This window comes from Thermoactinomyces sp. CICC 10735 (assembly GCF_016055175.1).
In the GTDB taxonomy this organism is placed as follows: Bacteria; Bacillota; Bacilli; order Thermoactinomycetales; family Thermoactinomycetaceae; genus Thermoactinomyces; species Thermoactinomyces vulgaris.
Genome location: NZ_JAECVT010000001.1, coordinates 38,901 through 57,351, shown reverse-complemented (window position 1 = coordinate 57,351; position 18,451 = coordinate 38,901). Strand labels below are relative to the sequence as shown.

The following is an 18,451-nucleotide window of genomic DNA, read 5'->3' as shown; positions in this document are numbered from 1 at the left end:
GCTTCTTTCCAAAACTATTTTAATTAATAAGAATACATTCACTTTGTCCATTTTGCCTGTTATCCGGCCATCCGTCAATATGAAACGGGGAGGGGAGAACCCTCCCCTTTGTCATCCTTCCATTTCCTTCAAACGGGCGAGCACTTTCTCTCGTTTTTCTTTATACTCTTCACCTTTTTTCCGTTCTTTCCCGACCACTTCAGCGGGTGCTTTGGAAACAAAGCCGGGGTTTGCCAGTTTTTTCTCCACTCTTTCCACTTCGGCATTTAATTTTTTCAATTCGGCTTTCAGACGGGCAATGGTTTGTTCCACATCCACCATTCCGGCAAGCGGCAAGAATATCTCGGCGCCGGTCACCACATCCGTCATGGATTTTTGCGGCCGTTTGAGACCGGAATCAATCGTTAACCGGTCGACACCGCACAATTTTTTAATCGCCGATTCGTGCTTCCGGATGGTTTCTTCCATGTCACCGTCCGGACGGATCAAAAGCTCGATTTGCCGTTTGGCCGGAACGTCCATTTCCGCCCGGATATTGCGCACCGACCGGATGATTTCAATCAACACCCGCATCTGCCGAACCGCTTGCGCGGATTCGAACTGTTCATCTTCCACCGGCCACGGGGCGATCATGATGCTTTCGCCTTTCACCGGCAAATGCTGCCAAATTTCTTCCGTGATGAACGGCATCATGGGATGCAACAATTTGAGGGATTGGTCCAGGACATGAACCAACACGGACCGGGTGACTTTTTTCGCTTCTTCATCTTCACCGTAAAGAGGAAGTTTGGCAAACTCGATATACCAATCGCAAAACTCATCCCAAATGAAGTTGTACAGCACCCGTCCCGCTTCTCCGAAATCAAAGCGGTTCAAGAGCCTGGTCACATCCCGGACCGTTTCGTTCAGGCGATGCAGGATCCACTGGTCGGCCGTTGAAAAGGGTCCTGCCAAGGAAAGATCTTCTTTTTCGACTCCCTCCAAGTGCATCAGGGCGAAACGGGAAGCATTCCAGATTTTGTTCGCAAAGTTTCTTGCCGCTTCCACGCGTTCAAAGCGGAAACGCTGATCATTTCCCGGGGTGCAACCGGTCGACAACATGTACCGCATGGCATCGGCACCGTATTGGTCGATCACTTCCATCGGATCGATCCCGTTTCCGAGCGACTTGGACATTTTCCGGCCTTCCGCATCCCGGACCAAGCCGGTGAACAGGACATTTTTAAACGGAATGTCATCGGTGAATTCCAGTGCCAAAAAGATCATGCGGGCAACCCAGAAGTAAATGATATCATATCCCGTCAATAAAACATCCGTCGGATAGTACCGTTTTAAGTCCGCGGTTTCTTCCGGCCACCCCAATGTGGAAAACGGCCAGAGTCCGGAACTGAACCAAGTATCCAGGACGTCTTCATCCTGCTTTAACTGATCGCTTCCGCAATGCGGGCAAGTCTTCGGTTCCTCACGGGCCACCGTCATCTCATCACATTGGCCGCAGTACCATGCCGGAATCCGGTGTCCCCACCACAGTTGCCGCGAAATGCACCAATCCCGCACATTTTCGATCCAGTTGAAATAGATCTTTTCAAAACGTTCCGGAACAAAACGGACGCCTTCTCCTTTTTTCTGGGCCTGAATCGCCCGCTCTGCGAGCGGCTTCATGGCCACAAACCATTGGGTGGAAAGATACGGTTCCACCACCGCGCCCGAACGTTCGCTGTGCCCGACCGAATGCACATGTTCTTCCACCCGGATCAGGTACCCTTCGTTCTCCAGATCTTTGACGACTTGTTTGCGGCAGTCAAACCGGTCCATGCCTTGGTACTTGCCGGCATTTTCGTTCATTTTCCCGGATTCATCCATCACCAAAATCCGTGGCAGTTCGTGGCGATTGCCCACTTCAAAGTCATTTGGGTCATGGGCCGGCGTGATTTTGACAACCCCGGTCCCAAATTCCTGATCCACATATTCATCGGCAATCACCGGAATTTTGCGTCCGGTAAGCGGCAGAACCACTTCCTTGCCGATCAAATGTTGGTAGCGCTCGTCATCCGGGTGAACCGCCAATGCCGTGTCCCCGAGCATCGTTTCCGGCCGGGTGGTGGCCACTTGCACCGATCCGGAACCGTCTGCCAGCGGATACCGGATGTGATACAAGGCGCCTTGCACCTCTTTGTGAATCACTTCAATGTCCGACAGGGCCGTCTTGGCAACCGGATCCCAGTTGATAATGTATTCCCCGCGGTAAATCAGGCCTTTTTCGTACAACTTGACAAACACTTCTTTGACCGCTTCCGAAAGCCCTTCATCCAGCGTAAAGCGCTCCCGGCTGTAGTCCAGCGACAACCCCATTTTCCGCCATTGATTGGCGATGTTTTTGGAATACTCATCCTTCCACCGCCATACAACGTCCAAAAACTTTTCCCGTCCCAGCTCATGGCGGCTGACTCCTTCTTCCCGGAGTTTCGCTTCCACACGGGATTGAGTGGCAATTCCCGCGTGATCCATCCCCGGCAACCACAATGCATCATATCCCTGCATCCGTTTAAAACGGATCAAAATATCTTGTAAGGTGTTGTTCAAGGCATGGCCGATGTGCAAATTCCCCGTTACGTTCGGCGGCGGAATCACAATGGTGAACGGTTCTTTATCCGGGTCTTCTCCCGCTTGAAAATACCCGCCTTTCATCCAATAATCATACCATTTGGATTCTGCCTGTTTCGGGTCATACGTTTTTGGCATCGTCGACATTTTATCAACCTCCTGCTCGCCTTTCTTCCGAAAATAAAAAAAACCTTCGCCAACAAAGGACGAAAGGTCTTTTCGCGGTACCACCTTTATTCACTAATTAAAAAATTAGTGCACTCTGACCAGATAACGGCTGGAACCGGGTTATCTTACACGGTTTCGTCAACCTTTCAGACAACCTGCTCAAGAGCGACGTTCAACGGTTAAATGCAGAAGAAACCTTTCAGCCAAGGGTTTCTCTCTCTGACTGCTTTAATCCGTCTACTCTTCTCCGTCTTCGCATTTCCCATTCACATCAGATATTGACTATTATATTACACGTTTTCCAACTTTGCGTCAAACTATACCCCATTTGAATAAAAAACGGCGATACCGCCGTTTCAAAAAGACAAATCCATGATTCCCTTTTATGAACGGACGCCAAACGTTTGTTTAATAAATTCATACATCGCCTGGGGATCAGCCAAAAAAGCCAAAAGCAACACTGTGCACAACAACAGGATACTGAGAAAAGTTAAGAACAACACACCTTTGTAAGTTTTTTTCACGATCATTTTAACTGCTCTCAAGTGAATAAACCCCTTCCTGTCAGCATCCGAAGTCTTTTCATTGTAACATATTCCTATTCTCCACATTTTGTACGTATCTGTCCAGCATCCGAAACAAATTCCTTCGCTTTTAAACGATTGTATCTTAAATCGGTCTTCCATGAGATGCAAATGACTGATAATAAGTTTATCATCAAAAGAGCGCTTGAATAGTGACAAAAAACAAAAAACCGGGAGATCCCGGATTTATTCTTCGTTTATCTGCGTATTTCTTTATTTGCCTTTCCTTTTTTTCTGTTCGTCCACAACCGGCGAACCAAAACCTTGTTTTTTTCATACCGGGCCATCTCTTTTTCCAAGCGTGAAACTGCTTCGGGCTCATCATTTAAAAGCTTGGGATCATGATAATAAATCCGGAGAGTCTTTAGAAGCCGTTCCGGATAGGACAAATATAATCCGAGCAGCTTTTTTTCCTTGGGCCGGAGGGGGCAAATCTCTTCATAGGCCTGAATCAGTGCCGAAGGCGAATTTTTCGGATCGGACGGATCACTGAGGCGTTCCACCGCCAGTGCCAGGTCACGCACCGGCGAATCCACCCCGGCATGGTCAAAATCAATAAAATAAAAGTTTTCTTGATCCGCGACAATGTTGCTTGGATGAATGCGGATGTGGCAAAGGGCGTAACGCGGGGGAGCACCATCTTCCGATTCCAGATAGCGCTTCATGCCCCGGATCGCAAACGAGAGCGATTGGTCCAGCTGTTTGAAGATTTGCTCTGCCGACTGATCAAAGGGGGACGGAAATTCCCTTGCGCGGATTTGTTCCTGGTAACTTTTCAAATCCCGCCGTTTCTCCTCCCACTCGTCGATCAACCGTTCGTCCGTTTTTCCCGCCAATTCCGGATAATCTTTCAAGACCGGCTCCGAAAAGCGATGCAAATGCGCCAATCCCATGACCACATCCTGTGCGGATACTTCGTCCGCCCCTTTTTCTTTCCACGGAACCGCATACCAACAGCTTGTACGGGTGCGTACGACGGGCTCACCTTCCGGGGTCAACTCCCAAGGCAACGTGTGCACAAACCCCTGATGGTTCATTTTTTCCAAAATCCGGTGAAGCAGCATCAATTTTTCATATGAGGCCCCCGATCTTTTCAGCCCCAATTCCCGGTCCGGCAACGTCACTTTGAAGACCCGCCCGTCTCCTTCCACCCGGACCGGTTGCCAACCATACTGGTCACAAGCCATTTTCCATTCATCATTACGGGTGAAATCCAATCCACATCCTCCTCTCCCCACTCCAAACGAATACCGAAAACCGGTTTGGAAATTCTTCATCGGCACAAGAAAATGAATTTCCCGGGCTTTTCGGGTTTTCTTGTTTTTTCCGGCACTAAGCTTCCCTTTTTTCGTGCGATTCGGTCGGTTTTACGGGGACTTGCAAGATTTGCCCGGGCTCCAGCCGGTCCGTTGTCAACCGGTTTTTATTCACAATCTCGTCGGCAGACACCTCGTACTTGCCAGCCACCTGGTCAATGGTCTCATCTTCTTGCACGATCACCATTTTGATCGGAACAAAATGTTCTTCCTTTCCATGAACCAACCAGCGGATCCACTCGGCCTTGCTCCGGGCTTCACCAGATTCATCCCTTTCTTCCCCGTCAGCAGAATCTTCCGTAGTGCCTTCCTCTTCGGCAAGAACCGATTCCGGTGTGTCATCTTCCTGTTTCGGCACCTCCACCTTCTCTTGGACAGGGTGTTCCTCTTCCGCTGTTTCAGCGGGGATCAAATCTTCCTCCGGTTTCAATTCCATTTGCTTGGATTTTTGTCTTTCATACCAGAAATCTTTGGGTGACAGTTTAATTTCCTGTACAACCTCTTTGCTTTCTTTCTCTTCCGGTTCTTTTTCCGGTTGTGCCAGCTCGTGCAAAGCCGGTTCCGAAACTTCTTTCGTCTCCTTTACTTCCTCCTTGGCTTTTTCTTCTCTTACATCCTCAGCCTTTCTTTCGCCGGTTTCACGGGCCGGTTCCTCTTCCTGTGCTTGCCGCTGTGCAACAGCCTCCGAAGGATCCTCCTCTTTCTCTGCCGCCTCCTTGTTCCCGTCTTCCCCGGCAATGGTTAAAGGTTGAGCCGTCGATCCGGAGAAAACCGGATATTTTTGCACATTTTCCCCGCTTTGCTCTTCTTCCTCATGGCTGCTTTCGGGAAGCAAACCGTCAATCATTAAAATCGCTTCAATCTTCAATTCAAATGGAGACAGGACTTCATAATCAAATGTCTCCACTTCCGCGGAAATCCGGGACTGCTCTGCCCTGTCGGCAGGAAGCGTGATTTCCACCGGAATCACATAAGCCAGTTCATTGGTTTCTTCCTCCACTCTCCTGTTATGTAAGGCCCCGCTTTCCTCTTCAGCGGTTTGTTCTTCCCCTACATAAACGCCGTTTAAACGCAAATAACCTTGGATTTTTAAATGTTGACCCTCGTCTTTTATCTCTACGTCCGGATATAAGTCCAGTTCCAGGAGGGTATCGATTCCCGGTTGTTGCGGATGTAAACGCACCTTCTCCGAAATGTCGAAGCGAAGCTGAGTGAATTGATCTTCCATTTGATTCCCTCCTTTTGAGGATTTTCTTCACCAAACGACATCACAGTGCCCGTCGTTTGGGATATTAGTAAACTATATGCAATTCCTTTCCGGTTATAACCGGTTCTTTTGGACAGGAGGTTGAAAAAACAAAAAAAGAGACGTCAATTCTTCTGCAACTGCCGTCTCTTCACGGTTCAATGTTTTTTCAAAAACAAAGGCTGCCGGAATGAGGCCGGCAGCCTTGGGATCATATTCATTTGGACAGTTTTTTCAGTGCACGCCGGTTTGCTTCGATGGTGCGCTCAATGTCCGATTCGCTGTGGGCCATCGAGACAAACATGCCCTCGAATTGGGAAGGCGCCAACAAAATCCCTTCTTCCAGCATGTTTTTGTAGTACGAAGCAAACAAACCGGTATCGGACGATTTGGCCTGTTCATAGCTGGTCACTTTTTCATCGGTAAAGAAGAGACAAACCATGGAACCGACCCGGTTGATATGATGCGGCACGCCGGCTTCTTCAGCATTTTGTTTCATTCCTTCTTCCAACATGGCCCCTTTCTTCTCCAGCTCCTCATAAGCTTGCGGGGTCATGGCTTCCAAGGTGGCCGTACCGGCTGCCATGGCCAACGGGTTTCCGGACAAAGTGCCGGCTTGGTAAACCGGGCCGACCGGAGCAATCATCTCCATGATCTCGCGTTTGCCGCCGAAAGCCCCCACCGGCAAACCGCCGCCGATCACTTTCCCCATGGTGGTCAGATCGGGCATGACGTTGTAACGTCCTTGGGCGGAGTAATAATCCACGCGGAAGCCGGTCATCACTTCGTCAAAAATCAGGACGGTTCCATATTGTTCGGTGATTTCCCGGATTCCTTCCAAAAAGCCGGGCTGAGGCGGAACCACGCCCATATTGCCCGCAACCGGTTCGACAATCACCGCGGCAATCTCTTCGCCGAATTTTTCAAAAGCCAGCCGGACACTGTCCAAATCATTATACGGAACGGTTAACGTCGATTGGGCCAAATCCATCGGAACACCGGGGCTGTCCGGAAGCCCGAGCGTGGCCACCCCGGAACCTGCTTTAATCAACAAACTGTCCGAGTGCCCGTGATAACTTCCTTCAAACTTCAAGATTTTCGTCCTTTTGGTATAAGCGCGTGCCAAGCGGATGGCGCTCATCGTGGCTTCGGTTCCGGAATTGACCATGCGCACGATATCCACGGAAGGCATCCGCTCGGTAACCATCTTGGCCATTTTCGTTTCCAGTTCCGTCGGCGCCCCGAAACTGGTTCCTTTTTCTGCCGTTTCTTTCACTTTCCTGACAACATCGGGATGGGCATGTCCCAAGATGAGCGGCCCCCAGGAACAAATATAGTCGATGTACCGGTTCCCGTCGACATCCGTCACCACGGAACCTTGCCCTTGTTCAATAAAAATCGGGTTCATATCCACCGATTTAAAAGCGCGAACCGGGCTGTTGACACCGCCTGGGATCACTTTCACCGCTTCCTGGTAGTCGGCAACGGATCGTTCAAAAGAAAGACGCATAACGGACCCACCTTTTTTCATGTTCTTGAGCGATATGTAAACGCGCTGTCTGTATTGTAACGCAAAACCCGCATCCGGCAAATCAACCAGCCGGATGGACCGGCTGGTTGAAACCCGGCATGCGAAAAATCATTCTTTCAGCCAACGGGCCAAATCTTTGGCATGATAAGTAATGATCAAATCCGCACCGGCACGTTTAAATGCCAGCATGCTTTCCATCACCACTTCTTTTTCATTGATCCAACCGTTGATGGCCGCCGCTTTGACCATGGAATACTCCCCGCTTACATTATAAGCCACCACCGGCAGATCAAAACGTTCACGAACCCGTTGCAGCACATCCAAATAAGCCAATCCCGGTTTTACAATGAGCAGATCGGCGCCTTCTGCCACGTCGGATGCGGCTTCACGCATAGCTTCCCGAATATTGGCCGGATCCATCTGGTAAGAACGCCGGTCCCCGAATCCCGGAGCCGATTGTGCCGCATCACGGAACGGTCCGTAGTAACCGGAAGCATACTTGACGGCATAGGACATGATTGGCACGTTTTCAAATCCGGCTTTGTCCAGCCCTTCACGAATGGCATAAACAAACCCGTCCATCATATTGGAAGGAGCAATCATATCCGCTCCCGCCTCGGCTTGCGAAACGGCCGTGGAAACCAACCGTTCCAGGGACGGATCGTTTAGCACCTGCCCGTTTTCCACCACTCCGCAATGGCCGTGGGAAGTATATTCACACAAGCAGGTATCTGCAATCACATACAGGGACGGGTATTCTTTTTTCAGATACCGGATCGCTTCCTGGACAATCCCGTGCTCATCATCAGCTTGAGATCCGCATTCATCCTTATGTGCCGGAATGCCAAAAACCAAAACCGAACGGATTCCAAGTTTCACCACTTCATCCATTTCCTCGTGAAGACGGTCCAAAGAATATTGATAAACGCCCGGCATGGAGGGGACTTCCTGTTTGATCCCCGTTCCTTCGATAACAAAAAACGGATAAATCAAATCATCGATTTTTAAATGTGTTTCTCTCACCAGAGACCGGATGTTTTCATTCATGCGCAAACGGCGATGACGAATAAATGAAGCCACTGATTTCATCCTCCTTCTAACAACCTTATGGCAACTGCTTCAATACTTCCACCAATCCTTCAATGGTGTACTCTTTGGCAATGCCGTCCACTTTCAATCCCAATTCCCCGGCCGTTTGAGCCGTAATCGGGCCGATGCAGACAATGTGCACCCCTTTTAGTAATGAAGGCACATCTTTTTCCACCGTTTGCAGGGACCGGACAAAGTTCCGGACCGTGGAAGGACTTGTGAAAGTAATCACATGAATCGTTCCTTCCCGTAACCCCTCAACGATTTCACTCACATTTCCAGTTTCTGTCTCCGTGTCATATGCATCGGCATCGGTCACTTCACAACCCATCTCAGCCAGCTTGACCGCTAAAATTTTGCGGGCGATGTTGGCACGGGGCAATAAGATTTTTTCTCCCGCTTTGACTTGGTGGAGAAGACTTTCAATCAACCCTTCCGCCTGGTATTCTTCGGGAATCACGTCAACGAGCAACCCTTTTTCCCACAAGGCTTCTGCCGTTTTCGGGCCGATGGCGGCGATCTTCGCTTTGCCCATTTGACGGATATCGATCTTTAACTCGCGCAGTCGCGAAAAGAAAAATTTCACCCCGTTGACACTGGTAAAGATAATCCAATCATACTCATGAAGGCGGCGGAGGGATTGATCAAGAAAGTCCTGGCGTTTCGGGCGGGTGATTTTGATCACCGGAAACTCCAGCGATTCTCCTCCCAATTCATGAATCTTCTCCGACAAGCTTTGGCTTTGCTCACGCGCCCGGGTAACTAAAACCCGTTTGCCAAACAATGGTTTTTGTTCAAACCATGCCAGCTTTTCACGCAGGCGGACCACTTCCCCGACCACAATCACCGCCGGCGGGCGGAATTTTCGTTCTTCCGCCTTTTCAACAATATCCTCCAGCGTGCCGGTCAAAGTTTCCTGTTCCATTTTGGTTCCCCAACGGATCAAAGCCACCGGCGTATCGCCGGATCTTCCGTATTTTCTCAACCGTTCAACGATATAGGGAAGATTTTTGACCCCCATCAAAAAAACCTGGGTTTCGGTTGCTTTGGCCAGGGAAGCAAAAGAAACGGAGGGTTCATTTTTTTCTTTCCGTTCATACCCGGTGACTACCGAAAACGATGCATTCATATCCCGATGGGTGACCGGAATCCCTGCATAAGCCGGAACGGCAATGGCAGAGGTGATGCCGGGGATCACTTCAAAAGGAATGCCTTCTTCCACGCAACGTTCGGCCTCTTCCCCGCCGCGTCCGAAAACAAAAGGATCCCCGCCTTTCAGCCGGACCACCGTCAATCCTTGTTTGGCCTTTTCAACCAGCAGATCATTGATCTCTTCCTGGGTGTGTGTATGATGGTCGGATGATTTTCCCACATAAATCCGTTCGACATTCTCTTTTGCATGATTCAAAAGCTGGGGGTTGGCCAACCGGTCATAAATGATCACATCCGCTTTTTTCAGCGCCTTTAATCCCTTGACGGTGATCAGGCCCGGATCCCAGGGACCCGCTCCAACCAGATAAACCATACCGGTCATATCTTAAGCCCCTCCCGCACGGTTTCCAACAGACGACCGGCCCCTTCTTCTTTTAAAGATGCCGCCAAATCTTTTCCGAGCTTTTCGGGATCTTTCCCACGGATGCTTTTTTTGATCACGTCTTGTCCCCCGGGATCGGCAACCAGACCGGTCAAATGAATTTCATCTTGATCCAATACAGCATGAGCCGCAATCGGCAAATGGCATCCGCCTTGAAAAGCATGCAAAAAAGACCGTTCGGCAGAAACGGCTTTGTTCGTTTCCTCATGATTCAACCGCTGTAAAACAGACAAAAGCTCTTCATCATCCGCACGGCACTGGACAGCCAAAGCCCCTTGCCCGACCGCCGGCAGCATGACATCCGCGGTTAACTCCTGGCAAATTTTGTTTTCCCAGTCCATCCTTTTCAATCCGGAAGTCGCCAAAATAATGGCATCAAACTGGCCTTCTTGCATCTTGCGGATTCGCGTTTGCAAATTGCCCCGCACCGGTTCCACTTTCAAATCCGGACGATAAGCCAGAATTTGCGCCTGGCGCCTCAAACTGCTGGTTCCCACCACCGCTCCGGACGGGAGTTCATCCAATGTTCTTCCGTCGATGGATAACAGGGCATCTGTCGGTGTTTCCCTTACCGGAACCGCCCCGATCACCAATCCCGGAGGCATTTCAGAAGGCATGTCTTTCATGCTGTGTACGGCAAAATCAATTTTCCCATCCAACAAAGCTTGTTCAATTTCTTTTACAAACAATCCTTTGCCGCCCACTTTGGACAAGGTGACATTTAAAATGCGATCTCCTTTAGTTACAATTTTTTTCACCCGGATATCCAATCCCGGTTCCAATTCCTTCAAGTGTTCCATCACCCAATGGGTTTGTGTAAGTGCCAACTCACTTCGTCTTGTTCCTGCCACAAGCGTCCGCATGCCACAGACCCTCCTTTCTCCTTCGCTCCGCTTAAAATCATGTTTTCCAACCATTCCGCCATTTCACGGTGAACCCCGTCCGGATTTCGGCGGCAAGCTTCAATCCACCGGTCCGATGCCAATTCTTTGTACAGCTGGTACCGGATCCGTTTCTCCGTGACTTGGGCTTGAATTTTCTGCCGCATCTCTTGCACCAGGTCCAAATAAAGCTCATATTCCTCGCCATAGGCATCTTCCAGTTCGCGGCGGATTTTCTTGGCCACGGACGGGCTTGCCCCTTGCGTGGAAATGGCGATTTGCAGTTTCCCCCGTGTCAATACCGCAGGGATCGTAAAATTGCAAAGCCCGGGCTGATCAACGACGTTAATCCATTGATCGCGCATCTTTGCATGACAATAAACAGTCCGGTTGACACCCGGATCATCGGTGGCGGCAACCACCAAAAATTGGCCTGCACCATCCTCTTGTTGGTAAGGCCGGGCGAACCATTCCACTTTTCTGGAAAGCGCCCAATATTTGATCATGGGCGTGATTGCCGGACTCACCACTTTGACATGAGCCCCGGCATCGATCAACGTCTTCACTTTGCGCCCGGCCACTTTTCCTCCTCCCACCACCAAACAGGGCTTTCCTCTCAGATCAATCATCATGGCATAGGGTTGTCTCATCTTTGTCGTGCTCCTTCCGCTCTCAGAACCATTGATGAAAGGAAACACCTGTCCGGGTAATGAAATAATTCAGCAAGATGGATAAAAAAGAAAGCGAACTCCACCAAGCCAGGCGCCGGCCGGTCAACCGGGTGCGCGTCCATTGCCAGATGATCCAGCCGTACAAAATCATTACCCAAAACGTTCCCCATAATTTCGGATCCAACCAAAGCCGGTTGCCAACCGTTTGGTAACCATAAATGATACCTAATAACACGGAAATTAGCAAGAAAACGGCACCGGCGACAACCGACCAAACGGAAAATGACTCCAACCGGTCCAAGCTGGGCAAGATGCGCAACAAACGATTCCACTTTTTCTCTTTCAGCAAATGATTGCTGACCAGATAAAGCCCTCCGCTGATACAGGCCAGCGAAAATGCGGCATAGGACATCATTGCGATGGTCACATGAATGAAAACCAGCTCCGTCAACAACAAATATTCAAAAGCTGCGGATTGATGACGAACAAAAAACAGATTCAACACCAAAACGACAAACCCCATCAGATTGGCCAGGAAATAATAAACCGGCATGCGATAGACCAGATGCATGACCAGTGTAAAACTGACCAAAATCCATGAGTAAATAAAAAAAGCATCAATCCAAAACGGCAGTTGTTTGGGCCACCAGTTAAGAACCACCAGGATGAAAACTGCCGTTTGGATCAACCATACAATCCCCAAGAACAAATACGATATCTTCTCGGAGCGCCTGTTTCGGTGCAACAGATCAGCAAAAGAAAACAAGATGCTGAACGCATATAAATAAATGATGAAGTCATAAATCCAACGCTCCGCAAACATCAAGGTTTCCTCCTTTAAATGCGGGCCCAAGCCTCTTGACCAAGCGCTGGATTTTTCACTTCCACTTTGGCCGGTTCTTCCTCATCTTCCTGTTTTAAAAGCTCTTCCAAAGCAAACAAATAAACAAACATTTCCTGTGCTGCTTCTTTTTGTGGCGTGGTGGCCAGTTCCTTCAGGCGGACAATCGGATCACGCATCATTTGGTTCACAATGCTCTTGGTATGTTTGCGAATGACCCGTTTTTCCCGCTCGGTCATCTCCGGCAACTTCCGTTCGATTTTGTTCACGGCATCTTCCTGAATGGACAGCGCTTTTTCCCTGAGCGCCGAGATCAGGGGAACCACACCCAAAGTGTCCAGCCATGTGTTAAATTCCCGAACCTCTTCCTCAATCCAGCCCTTGATTTTTTCGGCTTCTTTCTGCCTGAGGGACATGTTGGATTCAGCAATTTCACGTAAATCATCAATGTCATATAAAAACACGGACTCCAGCCCGGCAATGGACGGTTCGATGTCCCGGGGCACGGCGATATCGATCAAGAAAAGCGGGGACCGGCGGCTTTTTAAAACCGGTTCCACCATGGAACGGGTCAAGACCGGCTCCTTGGCTCCGGTGGAACTGACCACGATATCCGCTTCTTTCAGGCAAGCAATCAAATCTTCCCATGGCCTTGCTTCCCCGTGAAACTTTCCGGCCAGCTCCTCCGCTTTCGAAAAGGTCCGGTTGACAACTTGTACACGCTTTGCCCCGTTGGAATAAAAATGTTTCGCCGTCAATTCGCTCATTTCCCCCGCACCGACCAAAAGAATCGTTTTATCCTCAAAGGAGTCAAACATTTTCTTGCCCAATTCCACAGCAACATAACTGACGGATACGGCATTTTGTCCGATCTCGGTTTCTGAATGAACGCGTTTTCCAAACGTGACGGCCTGTTTAAACAATGTATTGAATAACGTTCCGGTTGTTTTGCTTTCCATCGCTGTGAAAAAGGCTTGTTTCACCTGTCCCAGGATTTGGGTTTCGCCCAGCACCAAGGAATTCATGCCGCAAACGACATGAAACAAATGCCGGACGGCATCTTCGTTCTTTTTCACATAAAGGTAATCGCAAAACTCTTCTTTGGGGATACGAAACCAGTTCTCAATAAAAGTTTTGGCGTAATATTCACCGGTGTGGAGCTGGTCACAAACCACATAAAGCTCCATACGGTTACAAGTGCTCAAGATCACGCATTCCATAATGCTTTTCATATCCCGCAACGTTCTTAAAGCATAATCCAAGCGGTCTTCCGAAAAGGCAAGCCTTTCCCTCAATTCAACCGGAGCGGTCTCGTGATTCAGTCCAATGGTCAGTATATGCATGTTGCTCTTCACCTCGAATCCCAACACTGGGCACAAATCTGCGATGAATCAAACTTCATTATAACATACTGTTGTAATCCCCGGAAAAACGGGTGTGAACACATTTTGAAGCCACCGGAATCCCATTGAACAAATATTGGCAATCTTATTATATAATGGAAATATAGATCCATGCCTAATTTAAATGAGGTGATCGACTTGAAAAGGTCTGTCAAGCGGCTTCCTAGTATCCTGCTCGTTCTTTCTCTGGTCTTTTTGTCAACGGCATGCACATCTTCCTCTGACGATAAATCCAACATCCGGCTGGTCGAGGTGACTCATTCCATCTTTTACGCACCGCAGTATGTGGCCTTAAGCCAAGGCTTTTTCGAACAAGAAGGATTGTCGGTTGAACTGGTCAACGGAAACGGCGGGGACAAAACCATGACCACCCTCCTGGCCGGGGAATCCGATATCGTTCTGGTCGGCGTGGAAGCCGGCATCTATGTCACCGCCCGTTCCCGTTCCGATACGGTCAAAGCCTTTGCACAACTCACCCAAACCGACGGATCGTTTTTGGTATCCCGCAAACCCGTCCCGCAATTTGATTGGCAAATGTTAAAAGGCCAATCGTTGTTGGGGCAACGGCGGGGCGGCATGCCGGAAATGGTCAGTGAATATGTACAACGGAAAAATCAATTGATCCCCCATCAAGATGTGCGAATCATCCAAAATGTCGATTATCAAAATTTGGGAAATGCGTTTTTGGCCGGAACCGGCGATTTTGCCCAACTGTTTGAACCCGTTGCTTCCAAAATCGAAGCCGAAGGCAAAGGATACATCGTCGCATCGTTTGGAAAAGAAAGCGGCCGTCTCCCCTACACCTGTTACTTGGCGAAAGAGAAGTGGCTCCGCGAAAATCCGGATATTGCCCAAAAATTTGTCCGGGCCGTGTACAAAGGACAAATCTGGGTGAAGAACCACTCCCCCGAAGAAATTGCCTCCGCCATCCAAAGTTATTTTCCCGATACCGACCGCTCCATCTTGATTCGTGTAATCAAACGCTATAAAGATCAGGATTCTTATGCAGACAATCCCGTCATCGATCCGGATGAATACGGGCATTTCCTCCGGATTATGTCCCAAGCCGGCGAATTGCCCAAAAACGTCCCTTATGAACAACTGATCGATCCTCACATCAGCCAAAAAATTGTGGATGAACTCAAAGGGGGGACACCATGAAACCCACACCGGCCATCCAGTTTCAGAACGTGACGCATACCTTCTTCAGCAAAGAAGAAGAAGTCACCGCCATCCGGGACATCAATTTCACCGTCGAACAAGGAGAAACCCTGGTTTTAGTCGGTCCCAGCGGGTGCGGAAAAAGCACTATCCTCTCGCTTCTGGCCGGCATTTACAAACAGACGTCGGGGCAAATTCGGTTGTTCGGCAAAGAAGGGAAAACCCATGCAGCCAAATACACCGGTTACATGCTGCAAAAGGACGGATTGCTGGAATGGCGCACCGTCCTCAAAAACATGATTTTGGGCTTGGAATTCCGGAAACAAAACACGCCCGAGCGCATTGAGTACGCCCTTCATCTGCTCAAACAAATGGGTCTGGAACATACATCCCATCAATATCCGTCCCAATTGTCCGGCGGCATGCGGCAACGGGTGGCGCTGGTCCGCACATTAGCCGTCAATCCGGAAATCCTGCTGTTGGATGAACCCTTTTCGGCTCTGGATATTCAAAACAAAATCGCTTTGGAAGACTTGTTGATGGATGTCATGAAACGACACAAGAAAACTGCTGTCCTTGTGACCCATGACCTGGAAGAAGCCCTGGCGGTGGGCGACCGGATATTGGTGATGGGCGGACGTCCCGGAACCATTCAAAAAACGATGGTCGTTCCGGAAGAAATCCGCGCTTTATCTGCGCTCAAATCCCGCAGCCATCCTGTTTTTCGCCGGCTGTTTGAACAGTTGTGGCAGGAGGTGGAACAACCATGAGCTTCTTTTCATGGAAAAAGTGGTTGACCAAGGGGGCCAAGAGCCCCTCACATGCCGATTTCCTGCGCCGGTTGCGGCTCCGGCAAATCGGGGTTTGGTTCTTGCGCTTCCTGATCCTAGTCGGTTTTGTCTTTGCATGGGAATGGGGGGCCCGGGCCGGTTGGATTGACTCCTTTTTATTCAGCAGTCCTTCGCTCATGATGAAGCAAGCGGCCGAATTGGCCCGTTCCGGGGAATTATATGCCCATATCGCAATCACATCGATGGAAACCATCGCCGGCTTTTTGATCGGCACCCTATCCGGGGTCATCCTGGCCACCATTATATGGGCTTCGCCGTTTTTATCCCGTGTTCTGGACCCCTATCTGGTCGTTTTAAACAGCATGCCGAAAGTGTCGCTCGGCCCCCTGTTCATTGTTTCGTTTGGTTCCGGCTTCATCTCCATTCTGGCCATGGGAATCGCCATCACCGTGATCATTACGACCATCGTCATTTACACCAGTTTTCAAAGTGTGGATTCCAGTTATCTCATTTTGGCCCGTTCGTTTGGGGCCAGCCGCAGCCAAATCTTTTGGAAGATCATCTTTCCCGCCGCCATTCCCGATATGATTGCCGCCTTGAAGGTCAATGTCGGGTTGTCATGGGTGGGGGTCATCGTCGGCGAGTTTTTGGTCTCCAAACAGGGACTCGGTTACTTGATGATTTACGGTTTCCAAGTGTTTAATCTGCATCTTGTGATGTTAAGATGATCGTGGCGGTCATCGCCACCATCATGTATCAGTTGATCGCGATCATTGAAAAACGGCTCGTTTCTAAAGGACAGCAGCAAAACGGCTAACCAAAGCGTATGTTTTGTCCCGCTTTTATTCAGCCGTTTTCTGCTTCCCAACCCTTTCTTCATTTTTTCTTCACGGCCGGCAGGATAAAACCGGCCGGATCGATAAATCTGTACCTTGCTCCTGCTGAAATTGTGATAAGATGTAAAAGGAAAATTCTACTTATTGACAAAGGGAGAAGGGGTTATGCAAACAAAGATTATCGGTTTTATCATCACACTGGTCGGAATCATCCTTCTGCTTGTCCAAACCGATCTCACTTCTCTTGCTTCCTTGATCACTTGGCCGTTTCTCATATTCTTGTTCAGTGTCCTTTTGCTTTATGTCGGAATCTTGAAGAAAATCAGCACGTTGACCTTATGGGCCGGTTTCGCCGCCACCATCAGTGTCACGGCCTGGGGATTGAAATACGTCAACGGCTGGCCCAAACATTGGAGCATATTGGTTGCTCTTTTCGGATTGGTCGTTTTGTTGCAATTTACCATTAATAAAAGCAAAATCACGGCTTTGGTCGGGGTGATTTTGATATTGACGGGAATTTTTGCATACCCGGGCATCACCGAACTTCCTTTGGTTTCCCCGATCACTTCGGTCTTTCATGCTTATTGGCCCGTCTTGATCGTGATCTTGGGACTGGTTTTTATCTCCAAAAAATAATCCGGTCATGCAAGCGACGTTGGACAAACGTTCCGGAAACCCGGTCTTCATCAGGTCAACCGGAGATTCCCGGCGGACCGTTTACCGGAAATGGGAAGGGCATGATGAATCATCGCCGGCCAAATCCACCGGCCCCGGTGCATGAGGATGGGACAACCGGGGATGCCGGTGGTTTTCTTGCTGAAACCGGTCTGTGAAACCGCCCCTTTCTTATGGGAATTGCAATCCCTCAATGGTTTGTGAATAACTTAATGGTGAAAAACGGTACACATTCCGATGAAGAAAACAAGGGAGAGATCGCGGGATGATTTCATTAAAAAGCCCCCGGGAAATCCGTAAAATGCATGAAGCGGGAAAACTTCTTGCCCAATGTCATCAGCACTTGAAGAAACGGATTCAGCCGGGAGTGACAACACTTGAGATTGACGAATGGGTGGAACAGTTTTTGAAGCAACACGGGGCCACCCCGGAACAAAAAGGATACATGGGCTATCCTTATGCCACCTGTGCTTCGGTCAACGATGAGGTGTGCCACGGTTTTCCCCGGAAAACACCGCTGAAAGAAGGAGACATTGTTTGCATTGATATGGTCGTCAACCTGGACGGCTGGTTGGCCGACTCGGCTTGGTCTTATGCAGTGGGGGAGATTTCCGAAGCGGCCCGAAACTTATTAACCGTCACCAAAGCCGCATTATATAAAGGCATTGAACAAGCCAAACCCGGCAACCGGATCGGGGACATTTCCCATGCCATCCAGTCTTATGCCGAGGAAAACGGAATGTCGGTGGTCCGTTCGTTTATCGGACACGGGATCGGCCGGCGCATTCATGAACTCCCCGAAGTTCCCCATTTCGGCCCGCCCGGCCAGGGGGCCGAATTAAAAGAAGGAATGGTGATCACGATTGAACCCATGCTGAACTTGGGTAACCATTTGGTCAAAATCATGGAGGACGGATGGACGGCCAAAACAGTGGACGGAAGTTTGTCGGCGCAATACGAACACACCGTGGCAATCACCAAAGACGGGCCGCTCATCCTGACCCGGCAACCGGATGAAACCTTTGATTTTTAAGCGAAAGAAAAAGGGCTGTGCGGATCG

Annotated in this window: 16 protein-coding genes and 1 other annotated feature; of the genes, 5 read left to right on the top strand and 11 right to left on the bottom strand. The window is 49.5% G+C overall.

What is annotated here, in order from left to right; genetic code table 11:
- Positions 1–111: 111 nt before the first annotated feature.
- The 11 genes from I8U23_RS00270 to hemA all read right to left on the bottom strand — a co-directional run bounded on the left by I8U23_RS00270 (position 112) and on the right by hemA (position 13,868).
- Positions 112–2,751: a valine--tRNA ligase gene (locus I8U23_RS00270; protein WP_049719900.1), complete on the bottom strand. Its 2,640-nt coding sequence runs from the start codon at positions 2,749–2,751 to the stop codon at positions 112–114.
- A 52-nt stretch (positions 2,752–2,803) separates the two neighbouring features.
- Positions 2,804–3,035, bottom strand: a binding site (T-box leader).
- 120 nt (positions 3,036–3,155) lie between these two features.
- Positions 3,156–3,317, bottom strand: coding sequence for a hypothetical protein (locus tag I8U23_RS00265; protein WP_156097702.1), 162 nt, complete (start codon positions 3,315–3,317; stop codon positions 3,156–3,158).
- Between the two features lie 236 nt (positions 3,318–3,553).
- Positions 3,554–4,573: a phosphotransferase gene (locus tag I8U23_RS00260; protein ID WP_170151217.1), complete on the bottom strand. Its 1,020-nt coding sequence runs from the start codon at positions 4,571–4,573 to the stop codon at positions 3,554–3,556.
- A gap of 115 nt (positions 4,574–4,688) precedes the next feature.
- Entirely contained in the window at positions 4,689–5,900 is a 1,212-nt protein-coding gene (locus I8U23_RS00255) for a LysM peptidoglycan-binding domain-containing protein (RefSeq protein WP_037993528.1), read from the bottom strand.
- Positions 5,901–6,135: 235 nt separating this feature from the next.
- Positions 6,136–7,428, bottom strand: a complete 1,293-nt coding sequence (gene hemL, locus I8U23_RS00250) for a glutamate-1-semialdehyde 2,1-aminomutase (RefSeq protein WP_037993531.1) — start codon at positions 7,426–7,428, stop codon at positions 6,136–6,138.
- Positions 7,429–7,557: 129 nt separating this feature from the next.
- Positions 7,558–8,529, bottom strand: a complete 972-nt coding sequence (gene hemB, locus I8U23_RS00245; protein WP_255359655.1) for a porphobilinogen synthase — start codon at positions 8,527–8,529, stop codon at positions 7,558–7,560.
- Between the two features lie 25 nt (positions 8,530–8,554).
- Entirely contained in the window at positions 8,555–10,072 is a 1,518-nt protein-coding gene (gene cobA, locus I8U23_RS00240; RefSeq protein ID WP_198050592.1) for a uroporphyrinogen-III C-methyltransferase, read from the bottom strand.
- Complete coding sequence (hemC, locus tag I8U23_RS00235) at positions 10,069–10,995, bottom strand: hydroxymethylbilane synthase (RefSeq protein ID WP_037993535.1); 927 nt, start codon at positions 10,993–10,995, stop codon at positions 10,069–10,071. Before hemC ends, cobA begins: the two co-directional genes overlap by 4 nt.
- Positions 10,932–11,663, bottom strand: a complete 732-nt coding sequence (locus I8U23_RS00230) for a precorrin-2 dehydrogenase/sirohydrochlorin ferrochelatase family protein (RefSeq protein WP_198050591.1) — start codon at positions 11,661–11,663, stop codon at positions 10,932–10,934. Before I8U23_RS00230 ends, hemC begins: the two co-directional genes overlap by 64 nt.
- Positions 11,664–11,685: 22 nt before the next feature.
- A complete protein-coding gene (locus tag I8U23_RS00225) occupies positions 11,686–12,507 on the bottom strand; it encodes a cytochrome C assembly family protein (protein WP_121874001.1) in 822 nt (273 codons plus the stop codon).
- 14 nt (positions 12,508–12,521) lie between these two features.
- On the bottom strand, positions 12,522–13,868 hold the full coding sequence (hemA, locus tag I8U23_RS00220) for a glutamyl-tRNA reductase (RefSeq protein WP_037993539.1): 1,347 nt from the start codon (positions 13,866–13,868) through the stop codon (positions 12,522–12,524).
- A 171-nt stretch (positions 13,869–14,039) separates the two neighbouring features.
- On the opposite strand from hemA, the gene I8U23_RS00215 reads away from it, so the two are divergent.
- The 5 genes from I8U23_RS00215 to map all read left to right on the top strand — a co-directional run bounded on the left by I8U23_RS00215 (position 14,040) and on the right by map (position 18,424).
- On the top strand, positions 14,040–15,089 hold the full coding sequence (locus tag I8U23_RS00215) for an ABC transporter substrate-binding protein (RefSeq protein ID WP_198050590.1): 1,050 nt from the start codon (positions 14,040–14,042) through the stop codon (positions 15,087–15,089).
- Complete coding sequence (locus I8U23_RS00210; RefSeq protein ID WP_037993542.1) at positions 15,086–15,859, top strand: ABC transporter ATP-binding protein; 774 nt, start codon at positions 15,086–15,088, stop codon at positions 15,857–15,859. The genes I8U23_RS00215 and I8U23_RS00210 overlap by 4 nt, the downstream gene beginning before the upstream one ends.
- Positions 15,856–16,608 carry an ABC transporter permease gene (locus I8U23_RS00205; RefSeq protein ID WP_370526861.1) on the top strand — a complete coding sequence of 251 codons (753 nt, stop codon included), beginning with the start codon at positions 15,856–15,858 and terminating at the stop codon, positions 16,606–16,608. The genes I8U23_RS00210 and I8U23_RS00205 overlap by 4 nt, the downstream gene beginning before the upstream one ends.
- A gap of 273 nt (positions 16,609–16,881) precedes the next feature.
- Entirely contained in the window at positions 16,882–17,352 is a 471-nt protein-coding gene (locus I8U23_RS00200; RefSeq protein ID WP_037993544.1) for a hypothetical protein, read from the top strand.
- Positions 17,353–17,656: 304 nt separating this feature from the next.
- A complete protein-coding gene (gene map, locus I8U23_RS00195) occupies positions 17,657–18,424 on the top strand; it encodes a type I methionyl aminopeptidase (protein WP_037993546.1) in 768 nt (255 codons plus the stop codon).
- The last annotated feature ends 27 nt before the right edge of the window (positions 18,425–18,451 follow it).